The sequence below is a fragment of the Neobacillus rhizosphaerae genome (assembly GCF_937468385.1).
Classification (GTDB): Bacteria; Bacillota; Bacilli; order Bacillales; family Cytobacillaceae; genus Neobacillus; species Neobacillus rhizosphaerae.
In genome coordinates this window covers 30,545-51,974 of sequence record NZ_CALBWS010000019.1, presented here as the reverse complement: position 1 = coordinate 51,974, position 21,430 = coordinate 30,545, and the positions used below count along the sequence as shown (strand labels likewise).

23 protein-coding genes and 1 pseudogene are annotated in these 21,430 nt (G+C 37.9%); 2 read left to right on the top strand and 22 right to left on the bottom strand.

Features of this window, described 5'->3' with window-relative positions; translation table 11 throughout:
- Positions 1 to 18: 18 nt before the first annotated feature.
- The 12 genes from hepT to M5A78_RS14580 form a co-directional block, all read right to left on the bottom strand.
- Positions 19 to 981 (bottom strand): heptaprenyl diphosphate synthase component II, encoded by a 963-nt coding sequence (gene hepT, locus M5A78_RS14635; protein ID WP_248736016.1) that lies wholly within the window; start codon positions 979 to 981, stop codon positions 19 to 21.
- A gap of 41 nt (positions 982 to 1,022) precedes the next feature.
- Entirely contained in the window at positions 1,023 to 1,727 is a 705-nt protein-coding gene (locus M5A78_RS14630; protein WP_248736015.1) for a demethylmenaquinone methyltransferase, read from the bottom strand.
- A gap of 5 nt (positions 1,728 to 1,732) precedes the next feature.
- The gene (locus M5A78_RS14625) at positions 1,733 to 2,554 is read right to left on the bottom strand and encodes a heptaprenyl diphosphate synthase component 1 (RefSeq protein WP_248736014.1); all 822 of its coding nucleotides are present in this window, start codon (positions 2,552 to 2,554) and stop codon (positions 1,733 to 1,735) included.
- A gap of 222 nt (positions 2,555 to 2,776) precedes the next feature.
- Positions 2,777 to 3,013 carry a trp RNA-binding attenuation protein MtrB gene (mtrB, locus tag M5A78_RS14620; RefSeq protein WP_248736013.1) on the bottom strand — a complete coding sequence of 79 codons (237 nt, stop codon included), beginning with the start codon at positions 3,011 to 3,013 and terminating at the stop codon, positions 2,777 to 2,779.
- A gap of 35 nt (positions 3,014 to 3,048) precedes the next feature.
- Positions 3,049 to 3,615, bottom strand: a complete 567-nt coding sequence (folE, locus tag M5A78_RS14615; protein WP_248736012.1) for a GTP cyclohydrolase I FolE — start codon at positions 3,613 to 3,615, stop codon at positions 3,049 to 3,051.
- A 298-nt stretch (positions 3,616 to 3,913) separates the two neighbouring features.
- Positions 3,914 to 4,186, bottom strand: a complete 273-nt coding sequence (hbs, locus tag M5A78_RS14610) for a non-specific DNA-binding protein Hbs (RefSeq protein ID WP_024030636.1) — start codon at positions 4,184 to 4,186, stop codon at positions 3,914 to 3,916.
- Between the two features lie 357 nt (positions 4,187 to 4,543).
- Positions 4,544 to 6,022 carry a stage IV sporulation protein A gene (gene spoIVA / locus M5A78_RS14605; RefSeq protein ID WP_248736011.1) on the bottom strand — a complete coding sequence of 493 codons (1,479 nt, stop codon included), beginning with the start codon at positions 6,020 to 6,022 and terminating at the stop codon, positions 4,544 to 4,546.
- Between the two features lie 269 nt (positions 6,023 to 6,291).
- Positions 6,292 to 7,002 (bottom strand): hypothetical protein, encoded by a 711-nt coding sequence (locus M5A78_RS14600; protein ID WP_248736010.1) that lies wholly within the window; start codon positions 7,000 to 7,002, stop codon positions 6,292 to 6,294.
- Between the two features lie 33 nt (positions 7,003 to 7,035).
- Positions 7,036 to 7,221 carry a DUF2768 domain-containing protein gene (locus M5A78_RS14595; RefSeq protein WP_248736009.1) on the bottom strand — a complete coding sequence of 62 codons (186 nt, stop codon included), beginning with the start codon at positions 7,219 to 7,221 and terminating at the stop codon, positions 7,036 to 7,038.
- Positions 7,222 to 7,457: 236 nt separating this feature from the next.
- A complete protein-coding gene (locus M5A78_RS14590; protein ID WP_248736008.1) occupies positions 7,458 to 8,513 on the bottom strand; it encodes an NAD(P)H-dependent glycerol-3-phosphate dehydrogenase in 1,056 nt (351 codons plus the stop codon).
- Positions 8,514 to 8,534: 21 nt separating this feature from the next.
- The gene (gene der, locus M5A78_RS14585; RefSeq protein WP_248736007.1) at positions 8,535 to 9,845 is read right to left on the bottom strand and encodes a ribosome biogenesis GTPase Der; all 1,311 of its coding nucleotides are present in this window, start codon (positions 9,843 to 9,845) and stop codon (positions 8,535 to 8,537) included.
- Positions 9,846 to 10,014: 169 nt separating this feature from the next.
- Positions 10,015 to 10,623: a YphA family membrane protein gene (locus M5A78_RS14580; RefSeq protein WP_248736006.1), complete on the bottom strand. Its 609-nt coding sequence runs from the start codon at positions 10,621 to 10,623 to the stop codon at positions 10,015 to 10,017.
- A 108-nt stretch (positions 10,624 to 10,731) separates the two neighbouring features.
- On the opposite strand from M5A78_RS14580, the gene M5A78_RS14575 reads away from it, so the two are divergent.
- Positions 10,732 to 10,872, top strand: a complete 141-nt coding sequence (locus M5A78_RS14575) for a YpzI family protein (protein WP_248736005.1) — start codon at positions 10,732 to 10,734, stop codon at positions 10,870 to 10,872.
- A 321-nt stretch (positions 10,873 to 11,193) separates the two neighbouring features.
- A pseudogene (locus M5A78_RS14570) lies at positions 11,194 to 12,005 on the top strand (transposase).
- A gap of 237 nt (positions 12,006 to 12,242) precedes the next feature.
- Here the strand turns inward: M5A78_RS14570 and fni are convergent.
- The 10 genes from fni to M5A78_RS14520 form a co-directional block, all read right to left on the bottom strand.
- A complete protein-coding gene (gene fni / locus M5A78_RS14565; protein ID WP_248736004.1) occupies positions 12,243 to 13,301 on the bottom strand; it encodes a type 2 isopentenyl-diphosphate Delta-isomerase in 1,059 nt (352 codons plus the stop codon).
- A 12-nt stretch (positions 13,302 to 13,313) separates the two neighbouring features.
- Positions 13,314 to 14,453, bottom strand: coding sequence for a 30S ribosomal protein S1 (gene rpsA / locus M5A78_RS14560; RefSeq protein ID WP_248736003.1), 1,140 nt, complete (start codon positions 14,451 to 14,453; stop codon positions 13,314 to 13,316).
- Positions 14,454 to 14,619: 166 nt separating this feature from the next.
- Positions 14,620 to 15,201: a lysophospholipid acyltransferase family protein gene (locus M5A78_RS14555; protein ID WP_248736002.1), complete on the bottom strand. Its 582-nt coding sequence runs from the start codon at positions 15,199 to 15,201 to the stop codon at positions 14,620 to 14,622.
- Entirely contained in the window at positions 15,198 to 15,878 is a 681-nt protein-coding gene (cmk, locus tag M5A78_RS14550) for a (d)CMP kinase (RefSeq protein ID WP_248736001.1), read from the bottom strand. The genes M5A78_RS14555 and cmk overlap by 4 nt, the downstream gene beginning before the upstream one ends.
- A 129-nt stretch (positions 15,879 to 16,007) precedes the next feature.
- Positions 16,008 to 16,187, bottom strand: coding sequence for a YpfB family protein (locus M5A78_RS14545; protein WP_248736000.1), 180 nt, complete (start codon positions 16,185 to 16,187; stop codon positions 16,008 to 16,010).
- 114 nt (positions 16,188 to 16,301) lie between these two features.
- Positions 16,302 to 17,651 (bottom strand): germination protein YpeB, encoded by a 1,350-nt coding sequence (ypeB, locus tag M5A78_RS14540; protein WP_248735999.1) that lies wholly within the window; start codon positions 17,649 to 17,651, stop codon positions 16,302 to 16,304.
- A gap of 14 nt (positions 17,652 to 17,665) precedes the next feature.
- The gene (gene sleB, locus M5A78_RS14535; protein WP_248735998.1) at positions 17,666 to 18,514 is read right to left on the bottom strand and encodes a spore cortex-lytic enzyme; all 849 of its coding nucleotides are present in this window, start codon (positions 18,512 to 18,514) and stop codon (positions 17,666 to 17,668) included.
- Positions 18,515 to 18,616: 102 nt separating this feature from the next.
- Positions 18,617 to 19,306 carry a glutamic-type intramembrane protease PrsW gene (prsW, locus tag M5A78_RS14530; protein ID WP_248735997.1) on the bottom strand — a complete coding sequence of 230 codons (690 nt, stop codon included), beginning with the start codon at positions 19,304 to 19,306 and terminating at the stop codon, positions 18,617 to 18,619.
- A 119-nt stretch (positions 19,307 to 19,425) separates the two neighbouring features.
- On the bottom strand, positions 19,426 to 20,382 hold the full coding sequence (locus M5A78_RS14525; RefSeq protein WP_248735996.1) for an asparaginase: 957 nt from the start codon (positions 20,380 to 20,382) through the stop codon (positions 19,426 to 19,428).
- Positions 20,379 to 21,362 (bottom strand): YpdA family putative bacillithiol disulfide reductase, encoded by a 984-nt coding sequence (locus tag M5A78_RS14520; RefSeq protein ID WP_248735995.1) that lies wholly within the window; start codon positions 21,360 to 21,362, stop codon positions 20,379 to 20,381. The genes M5A78_RS14525 and M5A78_RS14520 overlap by 4 nt, the downstream gene beginning before the upstream one ends.
- Positions 21,363 to 21,430 lie beyond the last annotated feature (68 nt).

The following is a 21,430-nucleotide window of genomic DNA, read 5'->3' as shown; positions in this document are numbered from 1 at the left end:
GAGAAACTCCTCTCATCGTTAATATTTTCGTCTGCCTATAAATTTTGCAATATCACGTAGTGTCTTCTTAGCCTTATTTGCAGGTAATTCTTCTAATATTTCAAGGGCTTTACTTAAATAATGATCACTCAGTTGAACTGATTTTTCAATTGCACCAGACTGCTTTATCAGGGTAATAATCCTTTGAATATCTGCTGATTCCATCTTTTCATGAACATTCTCAATTTCACTACGTATCGTAGCATCTTCTAAAGCAAATAGGGCTGGTGCCGTAATATTCCCATGCAATAGGTCACTGCCTGCAGGCTTTCCGAGTTCTTCCTCCGTTGCAACAAAGTCTAAAATATCATCAGTTATTTGGAATGACATCCCAACATAATACCCGAAACGGTAAAGTTTCTTATGAATGGTCTCCTCAACATCAGCAACAATTGCCCCTAACTGGCAGCTTGCAGCAATCAGCAAAGCAGTCTTTCTTTTAATTCTACGCAGATAATCGCGAAGATTTTGATTAAAGCGGTACTTATCCTTGATTTGTTGAATTTCCCCAACTGTTACTTCAAAAATCGTATCAGCCAAGATTTTATGGGCCTCAGTTCTTTCAATGATTGTCATCAATTCAAGGGCTAAAGCAAAAACAAAGTCACCTGTATACATGGCAATTTTGTTATCCCATTTAGCTTTGACTGTTGGCTGACCCCTGCGAAGATCTGCATCATCGATAACATCATCATGAACAAGTGAAGCCATATGTATTAGTTCAAGGGCAACCGCCACATTTTTCATCACATTGATATCATAATGACCAAATTTACCACCGAGCAAAACAAAAACAGGACGAATTCTTTTTCCTCCAGCTTGTAATGTATGCATAGAAGCTTGTTTCAAAAGACGAGACTCCGCTTGAATTGTCTCTTCGAGTTTTTTTTCAATTATGTTAATATCCGAATTCAAAAATGAATACATCATTTTTAATTTCATTTGTATTCACCCTGCTTTTCATCCTGTCTTCATTCAAATAATTATTTTTTATATCCAATATGAACTGCAGCTGCGCCGCCGCTGTATGGTCTGTATTTCACTTCATCAAACCCGGCCAGTTCAAACATGTGGGCAAGTTCTCTCATTCCAGGAAAATCGCGGGCAGACTCCTGAAGCCAAGAGTATTCTTTATAACTCTTAGCAAATAATTTACCAAACATCGGCATGATAAATCGAAAATAAAAATAAAAAAGTTGTCTATAACCAATTAATGTTGGCTGCGAAGTTTCCAGACAAACAGCAAGGCCACCTGGCTTTACAACGCGATGCATTTCTTTTAATACCTGTAGGTAATCCGGAACATTTCTCAGTCCAAAACCAATCGTAACGTAATCAAAACTATTATCTTCAAAAGGGAGCTCCATTGCATTCCCATGTATCAGGTTCACCTGGTTTAATCCTTGATCCTTAACCTTTTCAATCCCAACATTGAGCATATTCTGGCTAAAGTCAAGACCTGTTACACTGCCGGAAGGGCCTATGGTCTCTGCTAAAGCAATCGTCCAATCAGCTGTTCCACAGCATACATCGAGTGCTTTTGAGCCTGGCTGTACATTCATTCTTTTCATGGTGTCTTTACGCCACTTGAGATGCTGTTGAAAACTGATAACAGAGTTCATTTTATCATAACTGTCAGAGATTTTTTCAAATACATCATGAACTCGTTCTTCCTTCGATTGCTGCATGTTTATTACCCTTCTTCCACAAAAGTTTTTGCAAATGGCTGATGCTGATTTAAAAGAAAAGAAATTCTTTTCTCTAAATAATCATTTAAATACGGAAGCTGTGGAATTCCTTTTTCTATGATTTGTTTTGATTGTTCAAGATAGCGGTCACATACCATTAACAAATGATTTTGATGATCACTTGAAATATTTACCAAATGATTATCATCTTTAGGATAAAGGTTTCTCTTTAATGCCTCGAATAATAAGGAGTTCCCAGCTTGAATAAATTGGTTTCTCTCAGCCAACAGTCGTTTAAAAAATAAAAGATTGGCCAGAATTTCATTCCAGATGTCTACTTTAAAATATTCAGCAAACCTTAAATGTAAAGAACTCTCAATCTGCTTTATACTTGTCATGAGTTTTTCGATTCCGGTTGTTTTTATCTGATAAACAAGAATTTTATGCTCATTAACCTCTTTTATTCCTTTGGCAAGTGCCTTAATCATCAAAATATCTTTTGATTCTGCAAGGAGCTTATAATATAAGCCACTATAATAATCACCGGCAAGAACCGTTAATTGTCGTCCTATTTCATCATCAGACGATTTCAAAATATGTTCATGTGTATCAAGGGCAATTTGGACCAACATTGTTGACATCGCGTAGTTTTGCATTTTGTTATAAGGCAATTCGAGTCGGTCCATTATTGAGATGAGGATAAGGAGTTTATCTTCGTCAATAATTGGGGTTTCAATATATTCGAGCAAGTATGAGTTAAACACTCTCTTTTCGACCTGCCCTCTAATACTTTTATATTTTTGTCGAATGTCCGGCACTCTAATCACCCCATAATCCCCTAAATATGATGTTTTTATGTATGTTAATTTCTAAAAAATATAAAAGAAAATTCATGCCCATTAAATAAAAAATTAGCCTCTGACTTCTATAGGCAAGCAGAAACCATTATATCATAAAAGATATTACATGGGCAGGAATTCACAAAATAAACAATATCTAAATAAGTGAAAACCAAGCTTTTTAAGATTAACCTGTAAAGTTTTTATTTATTACTTCTTTATTTCACTTTCTACTTCACCAAAGTGAGTAAGAATTTTTGCATTTCCCCTAATTTTAATTGCGGAAGTATGCTCTGTAAATTGTGCAATTAGTACTTCACCTTTATCAAGCTTTTCTGAATGATGGAACTTTGTATCAGTACCTCTGGTTAAGCCAATTACACTAACTCCATCATCAATGGCCTTTATCACGACAAAATCACTATTTTGCTGATTGCGCTTTTCCAATTTAATCACTCCAAATATGTTAGAAATATTCGATACTAATATTTTATTAAGGAAAGCACTTCAGAACGGGCAACTGCATCATCGGCAAGAGTTCCACGGACTGCGGTAGTAACTGTTTTTGAGCCGGGCTTTTTAACCCCGCGCATTGTCATGCACATATGCTCTGCTTCGACCACCACCATTACACCATGTGGATCCAGCTTTTCCATTATGCTGTCAGCAATGGTCGAGGTAATCCGCTCTTGCAGCTGTGGCCTTTTTGCAACCGCTTCAACAGCCCTTGCTAATTTACTCAGGCCTGTGACACGACCATTTTGTGGTATATAAGCCACATGTGCTTTTCCGAAAAAAGGGACCAGATGATGTTCACACATTGAATAAAACGGGATATCTTTAACCAGTACTAGTTCTTCATGGTCTTCACTAAAAATTGTCTCAAAATGCTGTTTAGGATCCTCATTTAAGCCGCTAAAAACTTCCTCATACATTTTTGCGACACGTTTCGGTGTATCAAGTAAACCTTCACGTTTTGGGTCTTCACCGATTGCTTCTAATATTAGACGTACCGCCTCTTCAATTTGGGCACGATTCACTTCTGTCATACAGAATTCCTCCTAGCGTATATCTGTCAAGTAGAGATAAAGAAAACCCGCCGACTGGCAAGCGCCTAAGGGCGAAGACAGAGGCGTAGTTGCCCTAATGCGTTCAGAATTTATGAAAATAAATTCTGATTAGCTGACAAATACATATTAGCACAACCATTTCGGTCCAAGCAAAAAAATAATAAAGGCGCAACCGCCAGAACTGAACGGTTACAAGTTCACCCATAGAAAAAAGGCCATGGACATTCCCATGACCTTTTTGCTTTAGCCTACCGCTTAAAGCAATAAATATATGTAATTATTTTACTGCGTCTTTAAGCGCCTTGCCTGGTTTGAATGCTGGAACTTTGCTTGCAGCGATTTCGATTTCTTCGCCTGTTTGAGGGTTGCGGCCTTTACGGGCAGCACGCTCACGTACTTCAAAGTTTCCAAAACCAATTAATTGTACTTTATCACCATTTTTCAAAGCATCTAAAATCGCATCAAAAACAGCATCAACTGCTTTTGTAGCGTCCTTCTTTGAAAGCTCGCTAGCTTCAGCAACTGCATTAATAAGTTCTGTCTTGTTCATGCCATTCACCTCCTCCCAAAGAAATTATCAAGATTCGTAAATAAGATTACTTATCTACATTTCTAAACAATTTTTTTAATTTCTATACGTTATAGCGCAGTTTAATTACCAAAGTAAGCCAAATTAACTGCTTTAGTGTCTTAAATCTATTTTTTTATAAAAAACCTTATGAAATAAAGGTTTAAAGCACTATAACGTAATTCTGTTAAAAGATTATCACAATCAATTCAGCATATCAAGAAGATTTCAAGATTTTATGGTAATCTTTTCGTTTTTTCAACAAATTTCTCCTATACCGAACTCACTTCCTGTTAAATTTATTGACAAAATAAAAAAGACTCCAACTGGAGTCCAAGTCTAGAGGATAATGGCAATTAAGCCACCAGATCCTTCGTTAATTATTCTCTCTAATGTCTCTTTTAATTTATATCTTGCATTCTCCGGCATCAAGGAAAGCTTTGCTTGGATACCCTCACGAACAATGGAACTCAAGCTACGTCCGAAGATATCGGAATTCCAAATCGATAATGGGTCATCCTCAAAATCCTGCATTAGATAGCGAACTAGCTCCTCGCTTTGTTTTTCTGTACCAATGATTGGGGCGAATTCCGATTCCACATCAACTTTAATCATATGAATGGATGGTGCAACTGCTCTGAGTCTTACCCCAAACCTCGGACCCTGGCGGATTATTTCTGGTTCTTCAAGGCTCATGTCAGAGAGTGTTGGCGAGGCAATCCCATAACCTGTTTGTTTCACCATTTTTAATGCGTCGGCAATATGATCATATTCTGCTTTCGCATGGGCAAAATCCTGCATTAATTCAAGGAGATGATCTTTTCCTCTTATTTCTACGCCGACGATTTCTTTTAATATGTCATCATATAATTCATCTGGTGCAAGTAAATCTATTTCGGCAACCCCTGAACCCATTTCAATCCCTGCCAGACCAGCACGCTCAATGAATTCATAGTCACTAAATTGCTGTACAACGCGGTCAACATCTCTTAATCTCTTAATATCTTTTACCGTTTCTTTAACGGCCTCCTGGTAGCTTTCACGAAGCCAGTGGTTTTCCCTAAGCACCATGACCCAACTCGGAAGATTCACATTGACTTCAAGCACAGGGAACTCGTATAGTGCTTCTCGAAGGACATTGAGGACATCACTGTCGCGCATACTCTCCACACTCATCGCAATGACGGGGATATCATATTTCTCTGCTAAACTTGATCTGAGTGTTTCTGTACTTGGATGGTATGGTTGGGCACTGTTCACCACCATTATAAACGGTTTCCCAACTTCCTTCAGTTCGTTGATGACTCTTTCCTCTGCCTCAATATAATTGCTTCTTGGTATTTCTCCGATGGTTCCATCTGTGGTAACGACTACCCCAATAGTGGAATGTTCTTGGATAACCTTTCTTGTGCCGATTTCAGCTGCTTCATGAAATGGAATCGGCTCTTCATACCATGGCGTATTAATCATTCTTGGTCCATTTTCATCCTCATATCCTTTTGCACCAGGAACAGTGTAGCCCACGCAATCAACGAGCCTTATATTGACATTTAAACCTTCATCGACATGAACAGTGGCTGCCTGGTTAGGCACAAATTTCGGCTCTGTTGTCATAATGGTTTTGCCTGCTGCACTTTGTGGCAGCTCATCTTGTGCACGCGACCTCTCAGCTTCACTGTTTATATTCGGTAATACAACCAACTCCATGAATTTTTTAATAAATGTTGATTTTCCAGTTCGTACAGCTCCTACTACTCCTAAATAAATATCGCCGCCTGTTCTTTCGGCAATATCTTTAAAAATGTCAACCTTCTCCAAGTGATCCCCTCCCGATCATTGAGTAAAGTGGGATAATAATCATCCATTTAGGTATTTTTGGACAGTATATGTTTATGACGTTGTCCTATCTTTTTATGACACTTTTGTAAAAATTTTTTACCTCCTTAAAAACTCACTAGATAAATAAATATCTGTATTTCTCTGAACATTTGATTTAATAGATGAAGAATCGCCATATCGCAAAAGATTTTTATACAAAAAAACCCTTCTCCTACAATATATTTCATAGGAAAAGGGTTATGACAAAATTATTCTTCTAAGAATACAGGTTCCTTCGTTTTTGAATCAATCGTATAGGGCAGGGAATAGGCAGGAACAAACATTGAATCGTTTAGTAAAATAGGACGAATATCCTCACCTGGTTTAAACTGTTTGTCCGATTTCTTAAGCGACTGATAAAGGTCAGGTCGATAATCAACATATACCTCAGCATCGCCTGTAATAACTAGAGAAAGGTTTTGGTTGGAAAATGGACTGATAACAAATGGTGGCTTCTCATAGCCTAATTGTTTAAAATCAAGTGAAAATACATTTTTGGCAAGTTGTGCTTTATATGGCGGATAACCTTTGGTTTTTATTCGTAGTTTAATATCGCGGATTGTTTCTGTCATCCTTAAATCAAACAACTTTACGGTTGGATGCGTTTCTACATCAACAAGCACGTATTGAAAAATACCTCCACTTTCAAACGCATTTCCTGGAGGCTCAGCCATATACTTCGGGGTAATTCTTTTAAATTCAATCGGATATTTTTGATAAATCGGCGTATTCGCTTCCTTTGTTTTTATTGGCAGGATACCGCCATTATCCTTCTGAAAATCATCTACCGCCGTTTGTACCGCCTGAATTTGGTCTTTATAAGGGATTTGGTTTTTTGCTAATTCCTCCTCAGGGTACATACATCCCGACAATAGTAATACGGCTAAAACAAAAAAACAACTGAGCAGATTCCATTTCATACAATCACCTTTTTATCTATGTAATGATTTCGATTAGGCTAAGAAAACAATGAGTAAGGTTAATCCAGCAACAATCAAAAAGATATAGGCGACAATTGCTGTGATAAAACGGAGCACCCCTTTTAACTTATACCTGCTAAAATAAATGGTTATGATGGCAAGAAACATTAGAGCCATGCCGGCAATTGATATCCACATTTTTAACATACCTGGCGACAAACATCATTCCCCCTTTTTCAAATGTTAATTATATCACAGGTGAATGTATTCCTAAAAAGTTTTCAACCACACGCAAAAAAACTGAAGTAAAGGGGGCGAATTCTCTACTTCAGTCAATTGGACTAAATAACCCATTCTCCGGCGTCATACTACCAGGTTGCTTCGTTGCATTGTATGCAATCCAGATTAAAAGCGCATCATAAGAACGCCTAATTTCTTAATGAAAAAGCACATTTTTAGTCTTCCATATTTCTTTCATCAAGCACATTCACTAAATCTTCCATCTCATGAGTTTTACCTCGTGCCATTAGCACATCAACTGCGTCCTTAGCATTCTTGTCATTAAATAAAACATCATAAAGTGCAAAAGTAATTGGCATCTTGACATTGTACTTTTTTGCCAGTTGAAAGGCGGCTTTGGTTGTCCTAACACCTTCTACAACCATCCCCATACTATCAAGAACTTCATCAAGTGTTTTCCCTTTCCCCAGCATATTTCCCGCTCTCCAGTTCCTTGAATGGACACTTGTACAAGTAACTATTAAATCACCAATACCTGTTAAACCAGAGAAGGTTAAGGGATTGGCACCCATCTTCGTGCCAAGACGAGCAATCTCCGCTAAACCTCTTGTCATTAGGGCTGCTTTCGCATTATCCCCATATCCAAGCCCATCAGTTATTCCGGCAGCTAAGGCTATAATATTCTTTAATGCACCACCAATTTCAACTCCGACGACATCTGAATTCGTATAAACACGAAAATTGTGGTTAATGAACAAATCCTGGATTTTTTCAGCTGCTTCCATATTTTCTGATGCAACTGTAACAGTTGTTGGATACCTAAGGCTTACTTCCTCAGCATGACTTGGACCAGAAAGGACAACAACGTCCTTTAAAAGCTTATTCGGTGTCTCTTCCTTAATCATTTCGGTAATACGCAAAAGGGTATCAGGCTCAATACCTTTACTTACGTGTGCGATGGTAATAGGATCAGCCAAAACAGCTCGTATTTTTCCGAGAACTTCACGAATTGCCTTTGTTGGAACAGCTAAAATAACTGTTTCTACACCCACTAAAGAATCACTTAAGGAAGCATAGCCAACAATCAATTCCGGCAGCACAATTCCAGGCAAATATTTTTTATTGGTGTGATGTTCGTTTATTTCATTCACCTGGGCTTCATTATGGCTCCATAGACGGACCTCATGAGCATTATCCGCTAATACCATCGCAAGGGCTGTTCCCCAGCTTCCTGCCCCCACAACGGCTATTGCTGCTTTTTTTGCCAGCATTTCATTACACCCACCTTATCGTTATTTTCTTTCTCTCGCATAAATTTTGATAGGGGTTCCCTCGAATCCAAATGCGTCTCTAATTCTATTCTCGAGAAAACGCTCATAGGAGAAATGCATTAATTCAGGTTCGTTGACAAAAACAACAAAAGTAGGAGGTTTGACTGCTACCTGTGTCGCATAATAAATCTTCAATCGTCTCCCTTTGTCTGATGGTGTCGGATTCATTGCTACCGCATCCATAATAACATCATTTAACACACTTGTTTCAACCCGCATCGAATGATTTTCACTTGCCGTATTAATCATAGGCAACAAGGTATGAATACGTTTCTTTGTTTTAGCCGATAAAAACACAATTGGCGCATAACTTAGAAATAAGAAATGTTCCCTAATATTCTGTTCAAGCTCTTTCATGGTCTTTTCATCTTTCTCAATTGCATCCCATTTATTTACCACAATAACTACTGCACGGCCTGCCTCATGGGCATAACCGGCAATTTTCTTATCCTGCTCAATTATTCCCTCTTCGGCATTGATGACAACAAGAACTACATCCGAACGTTCAATTGCCCTTAAAGCACGGAGGACACTATATTTTTCGGTACTCTCATACACTTTTCCTTTTTTCCTAATTCCTGCTGTATCAATGATGACATATTTTTGTCCATTATACGTATAAGGAGAATCGACAGCATCACGAGTTGTACCCGCAATATTGCTGACGATGACACGTTCTTCACCTAAGATTGCATTGACCAGTGAAGATTTACCGACATTAGGCCGACCAATTAAAGAAAATTTGACCACATCTTCATCATATTCGATTGGCTTATTTTTCGGAAAATGTTTGGCTGCCTCGTCCAATAAATCACCAAGGCCTAATCCGTGTGAGCCGGAAACTGGGATTGGCTCACCAAAGCCTAGTGAATAAAAATCATAAATTTGCTCTCTCATTTCAGGATTATCAATTTTATTTACTCCTAGGACGATAGGCTTTTTCGTCTTATATAAAATTTTTGCTACTTCTTCATCCGCAGCGGTAACCCCTTCTCGTCCATTTGTTAAGAAGATAATGACATCTGCTTCATCAATCGCTACTTCAGCCTGCTGACGAATTTGCTCTAAAAACGGTTCATCACCAATATCAATTCCGCCAGTATCGATTACATTAAAGTCATGTGTCAGCCACTCGCCAGAACTATAAATCCGATCTCTTGTTACTCCTGGAACATCCTCAACGATGGAAACTCGTTCACCGACAATCCGATTAAAAATGGTTGATTTCCCAACGTTTGGCCGTCCTACAATGGCAATAACAGGTTTAACCATTATGATCGCCATCCTTTCTTTCATATATTGAAAATACTTTTTGTTATGTTAGCAATCCCTATAGTTCTTATTAAGTAAAGAAACCCTTCTGTCATCGAGAAGGGCCTAACTTTATTATTTTATCAATGATAATCCTTTCTCGCAATTGAAAGCTTAACAAGAATTGATTTTACGATGATTTTTGTTTTCCTTTTTCAAAAAAATGAAAATGAGTTTGGAAAATGGAGCCTGCATTTTCAAAGAAACTCCATCCTGCCAGCAAAGCCACAATTAATGAACAAACATCTAAGTAAGCAAAAGCTCCAATTGAATAAGGAAATTGAAGCTTATTTAAGATATAGGCATATAAAAACTCCCCCTGCATGGTGCCACTCACTATAATCAGCATTCGGCCTTTTAAGGTTTTTTGCAAGAGAATCGCAAGATAGCCAAAACATATTCCCATCATCCATTCCTTTTTAAAGATAATCCAAATAGGATCAAAAATCTCGAACAAATGGAAAGTAACATAGGCAATAGATACTATAAATGAACAGATAAAATAATAAATGATGGCTCCAAGTTTTTCCTGACTATAAAATATGTATGAAACGGCTAATAAAAATAATCCACTCGCATGGATTTCAAACCCGCTAGCCATGAATTGGATATTCGATACTACTAACACAATAAGAACGAAAGCTGATAGTTTAAAACGGTATTGGTTTTGTTTATTTAATATAAATGTGAAGTAGATCCAAAACGACCAACAAATCCAGTAAAACATTGCCCCTTCCATTTCACACACCTCCTATTATTCACATTATTGGTATTCTTTATGTATTTTCATACTTCCTTGAATAATATTTTCAATGTGATTCATCTTATTATTAGGAGGTGTGGAAGAATGGGTAAAGACCGCCAAGAAAAAAAGCTAAAAGCGAGCAGGAGAGTGGAGTCAGACCGTGATCAAGCATTACACTATCCCGATGCAACCAAGCTTTCAAGTCCTGAAGAAGCACGAGGATTAAATGATGGCAAAAAATAAGTAATATCAAAAAGCTCTCGCAGTTCAAATGCGAGAACTCAGGCTGTCGAAAAACCTTCGACAGTCTTTATTTTTTTATGTTACTTTAATGTTTCACTGCGTTAATTTGTTATAATATCATTCATGCAACATGTCTGTTGATTTGCGCTCCAGGCGCTTCGCTTTCCGCGGGCGTGCCGGGGAGCCTCCTCGGCGCTAAGGCGCGCCTGTGGGGTCTCCCCTGCCCCGTACTCCCGCAGGAGTCTTCGCGCCTTCCGCTCCAATCAACAGGTGCAAATTCAATAATGTCCTCACACACCCAAAAAATAAGTGGTGAAATCTATGTTTAAACCAAGAGAATCTTCCCAAAGTGAAGACGAATTTGTGTCTATTGATGAATTAGTTCCTGATGATCACCTCCTTCGTTTGATTATTAATATATTGATTTTTCGTTTCTTCTTGAAAAAGTTCGCCCTTATTATAGTGATGATAATGGCCGCCCATCTGATCCCCTAATTTTGTTTAAAATGATCTTTATTGGTTATCTTTCCGGTATTCGTTCTGAGCGACAACTAGAAAGAGAAATACGAATGAATGTTGCCTATCGTTGGTTTTTAGGTTTGAAATTCAAGGATCCAGTCCCACATCACTCAACGATTAGTGGGAATCGACAACATCGTTTTAAAGATACTGGTATCTTTCAGGAGATATTTGATGAAATTGTTGTTCAGGCAAAGAATCATAAAATGGTTGGAGGAAGTGTTTTATTTACTGACTCAACCCATTTAAAGGCAAATGCAAATAAGCATAAATACACGAGAGAAGAAGTTGAAGTAGAAAATCGTGAATACTTTGATGAATTAAACAAGGATATTGAGGAGGATAGAATAAAGCAAGGTAAAAAGCCATTACAGGAAATGGTAAGGTTAAATCACTTATCTAAATCTGGAAAATTGCTTTATAAATTTAGGAAGGAAAAAATTGAGCGAAGCTTCGCAGACTCAAAAGAGCTACAGGGGCTTCGCTACTGCCGGTTAAGGGGATTAAAGAATGCAAGTGAACAGGCTCTCCTTACGGCAGCCTGCCAAAATATAAAAAAGATTGCTACACACTTAGCCAGGTTAGAAAAGGTGTGTTGCAATTCTTTCGGTTGATTTGCCACCCTGTTGATTGGAGCGGAGGGCACTCGACTCCTGCGGGATAGAGAGGTCACGGGAGACCCCGCAGGCTCCAAGGGAGCCGAGGAGGCTCCCGGACCTCCCCGCGGAAAGCGAGTGCCCAGAGCGGAAATCAACAGGCCAGTTAGCAGGGCCAATCCATTATTAAAAAATTGCCGAGAAATATACCCTTTCTCGACAATCTAAGCTCTCGCAGTTCAACGGCGAGAGCTTTTACTTAATGGAACGCTGGCTAAATTGTTTAGTATCTATTCCTCTTTGGTGAAGCCAATGGTATGTTTCACCGGAAATTATTAATGGAACATTTTGTAAATCAGCAAGAGTTCGGGCTCCTAAAGCAGTCATAATCATAGTTAATTCCTTATGAAGGTTTTCGATTTCTTCCTGTAAAGCATCCGATCCCTTCTCCATAAGTATTCGCAAGAAATACCCGGCCATACCAATTGCATTTGCGCCTAAAGCTAAACCCTTAGCGATGTCAGATCCTGTTAAAAAGCCACCTGAGCCGATAATGGTTATATTATTAGAATTGGATGCAGCTTCAATGATTGATATGGGCGTAGGAATGCCCCATTGATTAAAAAATGTGAATATTTTTTCTCTGCGCTTATTTTCTATTTCTGCAAAGTTTGTTCCCCCAGAGCCGCCAATATCAATCGCCGTGACACCGGCTGTTGCAAGAGAATCAACCGTTTCCCTCGTCATCCCGAATCCAACCTCTTTAACAATTACAGGAATGTCCACCACTTTAACAATGGATTCAATTCTTTTTAAGACACCGGTAAAATCACGGTCTCCTTCTGGCATGGTCAGTTCTTGAATCACATTTAAATGTATTTGCAGGGCATTAGCTTCAATCATATCGATTGCCGCTTTCGCATTCTCTGATGTTGCTTCACTGCCTAAATTAGCGATGATAACCCCGTCAGGATTTTCCTTTCTGACTACTTCGTAAGTATATCTTTCACCTTTATCTTTTAAAGCAGACATTTGCGAGCCTACAGCCATAGCCAACCCGGTACGTTTTGCAACAATGGCAAGTTCTTTGTTAATCTGGAAAGTTCTTTCACCGCCGCCGCCTGTCATTGCATTGATAAAAATTGGCGAACTTAAAGAAAGTCCGCCAATGGAGTGATCTAATCGAACATCGAACACACTGATATTTGGTAAGCTCTGGTGAAGAAATTTAACATCGTCGAAAACTGTCGAGCGGTTTTGCCTATTTTCAAGAGCAAAGCGAATGTGGTCCCATTTTCGTTCAAATCTAGACACGTAAAATCACCATTATTTTCTTAGATTCTTTAATTTGTCACCAATGACTTCACCAAGTTGGAAGCCTTTTGATTCCTCAGGAAGCTCATAATCGAGATTTTCCTCATCATCTTTCTCAAGAAGTTCTTTAATACTTAATGAAAGACGTTGATCATGTTCATTGGCATCTAAAACCTTTACTTTCACTTCTTGTCCTTCTTTAAGAACTTCATGCGGTGTCCCTATATGCTTATGAGCGATTTGAGAAATATGAACAAGTCCTTCAACACCAGGAAAAACCTCTACAAAAGCACCGTATGAGACTAATCTTTTTACTGTCCCAGTTAAAATACTTCCTTTTGGAGCTTTTTCAGAAATATTTGACCAAGGTCCTGGAAGTGTTTCTTTTATAGACAAAGAAATTCTTTCATTATCACGATCAACATTTAATACTTTCACTTGAACTTGCTGACCTTCCTGTACAACATCAGTTGGCTTATCAACATGTTCATACGATAATTGTGAAATATGAACAAGACCATCGATACCGCCAATATCGACGAATGCGCCAAAATCAGTAATTCTTTGAACGGTACCATCAATGATTTGGCCTACTTGTAATGAACCAAGTCTACTTTGTTTTTGTTTCCCCTTCTCTTCTTCTACCACAGCTCGGTGAGAAAGGATTAAGCGGTTCTTTTCTTTATCAAGTTCAACTATTTTTAAGGTAAGATTACGGTCTTTGTAATCGCTGAAATCTTCAACGAAGAAGGCTTCAACAAGAGATGCCGGCACAAATCCGCGGACACCTAGATCAACAACAAGGCCGCCTTTAACAACGTCTTTTATCTCAGTTTCAAAAATTTCTCCACTTTGAAATTTTTGTTCTAAGGTTTCCCATGCCTTCTCCGCATCTACTTTTCTTTTTGAAAGAATTAATGCTTCTTCCTCTACTTTTAATACTTCTAATTCAAGTTCATCACCTTCGAGAACAGCATCGGATGCTTTTTCAATATGCAAGCTTGAAAGCTCACTAATTGGAATAATTCCATCAAGTTTACTACCTTGAATCGCCACAAGCACCTGCTTCTCTTCTACTTTAGTAACTTGTCCAGTTACTTTGTCCCCAATTTCAAAGCTTCTCACATCTACTTGATTAAATTCTTCCGACATATGTATTCCTCCTTAATCCATTTACGTCTAAAAAAATCTATATATGATTTGGTGAAGGCAACGCAGCAGACACCACATATAAAACCATTTTAAAAAGAAAAGAATATTCTAAAAAAGACTCTTTTTTATAACTTCTTACAAATAGTCTATTTTGTCAAGCAGAAACCTATTGATGCTCTTTGATTAGTTTATGAATTTCTGACATAATTAATTCAGTAACCTCTTCTGCAGATGCTTTATTTGTTCTCATTTCTTCCATTGCTATCGGTGGTCCGTATACTACCTTTAACCTGCCAAAACTTTTATATGGACCGATAACCGCACAAGGAACCACTAGGGCATCTGACCTTAGGGCGAAAAAACCTGCCCCTGAGAGTCCTTTTCCCAGCTCCCCAGTCTTACTTCTTGTTCCCTCTGGAAATAGTCCGAAAACATGACCATCCTTTAAAATTTTTAATCCCGATCTAAGCGCTTCACGGTCCCCAAATCCTCTTTTTACTGGGAAGGCATTACATTTTCTAACAATCCCACCCAACACAGGTACGCGAAAAATTTCTTCCTTCGCCATATAGTGAACAGGCCGAGGTGCCATGATTCCTACAATGATTGGGTCGAAATTATGGATATGATTGGCACATAGAAGAACTCCGCCCTCTTTAGGGAAATTTTCTATTCCAATTGCCTTAACCCGATACCACGGTTTAAAAATCCCATAAACAACTGACTTTGCAAACCCATAAAACGTCAATCTAATCCAATCCTTTCTTGCACCAGAACCATTATTTTTTCAACAACATTAGGAATGGTCAATGAGGTTGTGTTAATTTCAATTGCATCTTCGGCCTTTTTTAAGGGTGCTATTTCTCTCTCTGAGTCAATTTTATCTCTACGTGCAATTTCCATCTTCAATTTATCCAAATCGGATGAAAATCCTTTTTGAATATTTTCATTATGACGCCGGACAGCTCGTTCATCGACACTAGCAAGTAAAAATACTTTTACTTCTGCACCTGGTAATACATGTGTTCCAATGTCCCGACCATCCATCACAACACCCCCGCCTATGGCAAAAGCTTGCTGCCTTCTGACCATTTCTTCACGGACCGCTTGATGTTTTGCAACATATGACACAGAATTGGTAACTTCTGCAGAACGAATTTCATCTGTTATATCTTGATTGTCAAGATATACCAATTGCCCTTTATCTGATGGCAGCAATTTAATATCTGATGATAAGAGTGTATCTAATAAAGGAGCCTCTTCTTCAAGATTTATACGGTTAACAATTGCTTTGTATGTTAATGCCCGGTACATTGCACCAGTATCGATATAAATGTAAGATAGCTTTTCTGCCACAATTTTTGCTACTGTACTCTTTCCGGCTGCAGCAGGGCCGTCAATTGCGATTGATAATTTCTTTTTCATAAATCCTCCTATAACAAATCATGATTGTCTCATATGTTGTCTTCTTTATATTTTACCATAAGAAAGAGAAATGCTTCTTATTTTTCACTTATTAAAACAATAAAAAATAAAGCAGGAAAAGCTGCTTTATTACTTGGTTTGAAGGGTTTGGAGAATTTCTGTAAATGTATTTTCATTTACGCCCTCATATTTTGTTAATTGTTTAATTTGAGGTAGAACATCCATTTGATGAAAAAAGAACTGAGATAAAAGTAGAAAAACAAATTGAATGATAACAACCTTCAGTAGAACCGTTTCAACTCTTTTCATTACAATCACTCCAGCATTAATATATTCTTATTATTGGGGCCAGTGATTTTTTTTATTCCAAGGAAGAAGTGTGGATGAACGGAATATGAGAAAAGGAAAAGCAGTCGCTTTTCCTCACAAAACATCATCATATATGGCCTCAGCATTTTTTAATTTCTCAACCTCTTCTTCCTTTCCATTTGTGGCGTTAATAAAAATTCGGTATGTGTCATTTCCAACGGTTCCTAAAAATTCATAACAGAGAACCTCTTCATTTAGATCATTGACAATATAAGCCTGCCGATCCTCCATCACTTTAAAGTTCGGATTTACCTTCGATCGAGCCTGCTCAAGAGAAATAACGGGTTTTTCTATTTTCCTAGTATGGAAAGATTTTAAGTACTCTTCTGCAGATAGACCAATAATATCTCCTTTATCTAGTGCGACTTTCACTTTTACTGCTTCAGGATAAATTCTAATGCCGTTAATGTTTGTGACAAAATTGAAAACGCCTATATTATCATATTGTGTGCTTTCAAATACCTCTAAATTTTTAAAACCCGTTTCTTTTAGGAAAGCACCCGCTTTGTTATCAGCTTCATTTAGACTGAGAACTTGTTTTTTAACGTCCCGGTTATTTATAAACCAAATGGGATGCCCTGCCTTTTTGGTTATATCCATGCTAGCTTCTTGGCCAGTGTTTTTATTTTTTATGGAAACACTATAAAAACCGTAATCGGAGCCTTTGCCATTTTCAGTCACTTTCACAGTAGCATTTCCATCGAACTTCATATAACTTTTAGCAATCTTGATTGCTTCTTGGCGGGAAATTGTTTTTCCTTTTATTTTTTTAAAATTTTCATCTTTTTTCTGCATATTAGTAAAGGTAGGCCCATGGTCCGATTCTTCATATCCAGTTACAGTCTTTTCAACTGTTTTAAAACCATCAATTATCGTATTGTCGGTTGCTTCTTTTCCTGACGCAAGTGCAAGCTCAACATCCATCCAGCGGAGGTTATTTTTCAAAACCATATGTTGAACATTTCTGAGCTCATTCTGGATATCACCTGACTGTTTATATAGTGTTTGTAATGTACTATACTCCTTTTTTGATAACGGTTCCTTGTCCAAATCCCTGGCAGCTGTACGATAACTAAAGTTTCCGATATTCGCCAAAAACTCTTCGGTCTTGTTAAATGGTAATAGTGTTAATGGCAACTGCCCAACATCACCATGTGCCTCCGATGTAAGTCTCCATACCTCAACTAATGATGGAGATAACGAATGTCTGGAATTCATGGCCAATGTTGTCCCAATTTTATCGTGTAATAAATCCATCCGATAGGAAAGATTATGAAACGCTCGTTGATAATTGTTTTCTGCATTTAAGAGAACCGCATTTTTTTCCTGATGTTCTTGGTAACCCCAAAAGGCTGTTCCTGCGATTCCTAAAGCAAGAACACCGATTAATATCCCTCTAATCATTTCAATTCACCTCTCTACTTGCAAAAAATATGTTTGCCAATTCGTTTTATTTGCGGCCTTCCCCATATCCACCCACTTGTGGCAGTATCCGGATTAAAATAGTACAATGCTTCACCGGTTGGGTCCCATCCATTGATTGCATCGACTACCGCTTTTTTTGAAGATTCATTGGGGGTAAGCCAAATCTGCCCATCAGCTACAGCTGTAAAGGCTCCAGGTTCAAAAATAACCCCAGAAACGGTGTTAGGAAACGATGAACTATTTACACGGTTCAGAATAACAGCGGCTACGGCAACTTGACCTGTATACGATTCTCCTCTTGACTCCCCATGAACAGCATTCGCCATTAAGCGGATATCATTTTGCGAATATCCATTTGGAGTGTTTGCAGCTGTTGGTTTTTTGGGTGCGGCTTTCGAAGCAGCTTGTTTGGCTGGTGCTTTGGCCGCAGGAGCTTTGTTATTAGGTTTACTTTGCTTGCTTTGATCAACTCCACCGTAATGGGTAAACTTTTTCCCGGAATTGATTTGTTTTTTTACAACTTGTTCATTATATTTGCTAACCTTGGCTAGTTTTGCTTTAGTTGTCGCCCCTGCCAACCCGTCAATTGGCAGCCCAAATTCATATTGAAAGTTTCTTAGCGCCCAATATGTACTCCAACCAAAAACTCCATCAATTTTCCTATTATAGTATCCAATATATTGAAGCCTAGATTGTAGTTCAATAACATCATCACCAACAGCTCCTTTTTGAATTACCTGTTTGGAGAAAGCTTGAGCCTCATTATTTTCCAAAAATGATAATGGAAAAGTTAGAAAAAAGATTAGTATGAAGAGTTTTATTAAGATTTTTTTCTTTAACATGGAATAATAACCCCCAAAGTGAGTCTTTTTAACAGTAACTCTATTTTTTGTTATATCCGTGTTTTTATTCCATTTAAAATGGAATAAATAAAAAACCCTTCATCAAGAATGAAGAGTTTTTTGGACTTGATATTGTTTTTTAAAATGATTGGCGCTTAAAGCTTTAGCTTTTTTCACTTTTCGCAATCCAAACCACCAAAGGAAAATCATAAACGGAAAAATTATATACAGCCAATTTTCTAGAGAAATCAAAATATAATCATAGGTTCCATGCAGAATAAAAGGCAAAAGCAGAGAGAATATAACCCACTTTCCTTTCTTTCCTTCAGTAAACTTTGCTTTTCCAATATAAAAGCCCATAATTACCCCGAAAAGGGCATGGCTAGAAACAGGTAGTAAAGCACGTGTCATCGCATGTTGAATCCCATTTGCAAGTAAATATAAAATATTTTCTGCCGTTGCAAAACCAAGGGAAACAGCTACTCCATAGACAATTCCATCAAAAGGTTCATCAAACTCAACATGCTGATAAACAGCATAAAAAAGGATGAACCATTTAAAAAATTCTTCAAGCAGGCTTGAGCTAAGAAACGCATCGAAAAGATGAGAGTTCACCAAATGCTCTGTTTCAAGTACATGCTGGATAAACATGATAGGAAACATCAATAAAACACCGTACAAAAATGTACGAAATACAAAGGAAATTGGCTCTGGCTCATATTCATCTTTTAAATAAAAATAACAAAGTAAAGCCAGACCGGGGGCAACTCCAGCCGATAAAATTCCCAGCATGATGAACCTCTTTTCAAATCCATTTTCTTAATCGTACCATGTAACCTCCATATTGAAAATGATAGATTATTCCACTTGAAATATTCCTATTATTAAACATTTCATGATAATATATCGACTTAAAAATTTATATTCTCCAAGCCGCTAGCAATCGCAACGGCTAATTTTATTCTTGCCTTTTTGCTATCATTGTCACTACCAAGGATTACACCTTTATTATAAAGGTCATAAGCACTTCCTTCGTAGTCATAGGTTGTGTACACAGAACCCTCTTCTGCACTTGTGGTTACGACCAACTTGATTCCAGCATTAATAGCCTTATCAATTTCTTCCATCATTTTAGGAGCCACCTGGCCACGTCCTACACCTTCAAGGACAATCCCGCCAACGCCTGCCTCTCTGGCAGCCTTGATAAATTTCCCATCTGCTCCAATATAACATTTAATAATTTCAACCTGTGGAATCGAAATGTTAATTTCAAAATGCTCGCGGTTAATTGGTTTTTGAAAGACATGGACCTGGTCGTTGTCAATGATGCCAAGGTAACCAAACCCAAATGCATTAAACCCTTGAATATTGGAAGCATGTTCTTTTTTTACATATCTTGCAGCAAAAATTCGTTCATTGAAGACAACAACGGTGCCCGCACTCTTTAAATCAACTGAGCAGGCTGAATAAATCGCATGCCTTAAATTAATATACACATCACTTCCTAAATCTTCAGGAGACCGCTGCGAACCTGTTACTACTACTGGTCTGTCGTCTTTAATCGTTAAATCTAGGAAGTAGGCCGTTTCTTCCATTGTATCGGTACCGTGTGTTACCACGACACCGCAAACCGTCTCATCCTGGAAATAATCGTCAATCTTATTCTTTAAGACAAGTAAATCTTCAAAGGTAATATGAATGCTTGCTTTTTGAAAGACTGATTCAACAACCACTTTAATATCTTTTGGTAATTGGCACATTGCTGCCAGTTCTTCACCGGTTAAGGCACCCGAAGCTAATTTACCAGATTCCTTATTTGGTTTACTAGCTATTGTCCCGCCTGTTGTTAATAAAACAACCTTTTTCATTTATTATCACCCTTTACTTCAGTGTCTGTGATAGAACGTGCAATTTGTTCACCATGGAACCTGCCATTTTCAATGAAAATTTCATTCGCATTATTTCCTGCAGCAAGAACGCCTGCAATATAAATACCATTAATATTTGTTTCCATTGTATCAGGATTAATGAATGGTCTTCCTGATTCCTGATCAATTTTCACACCTATTGTTTTTAAAAATTGATGATCTGGATGGTATCCTATCATAGCAAAGACAAAATCGTTCCTTACTTCTTTCTCTTCACCGTCTTTTGTATAAATCACTTGATTATCCGTAATTTTTTTCACATGAGCATTAAATTCCATTAAAATGGTTCCTGTTCGAACTAACGCTTCAAATTCAGGTAGAATCCATGGTTTTATGCTAGGAGAATATTCTTTACCTCGATATAACACAGTCACTCTTGCTCCGGCCTTTACAAGTTCAAGCGCTGCATCAACACTTGAATTTTTCCCGCCAATAACACACACATCTTTATTAAAATATGGATGGGCTTCTTTAAAATAATGATAGACCTTTGGAAGATCCTCGCCTGGAACGTTCATATAATTTGGATGATCATAATAACCAGTCGCAATGACCACATATCGTGTGAAATAAGTATGTTTATTGGTCGTTACTTGAAATAGATCATCCGGTTGTTTAGCGACATCTAATACCTTTTCAAACGCATTAATCCGCAGTCCCTTTTTCTTGACTACCTCTCTGTAATAGACGAGCGCTTGATTTCGCTTCGGTTTATAACTTTCAGTGATAAATGGGACGTCACCAATTTCTAGCTTTTCACTTGTACTAAAAAAAGTTTGATGTGTAGGGTAATGGTAGATAGCGTTCACAACATTACCTTTTTCAATGATTAGAGGTGTTTTCCCAATTTCCTGTAGGGCTATAGCCGCTGCTAAGCCGCACGGACCTCCCCCAACGATAATACTATCCTCAATTTGCAAAATGGATACACTCCTTAACTAAAACGTATATATTTTTCATCAAAAAACTCCTACCGTCTTATGATAGG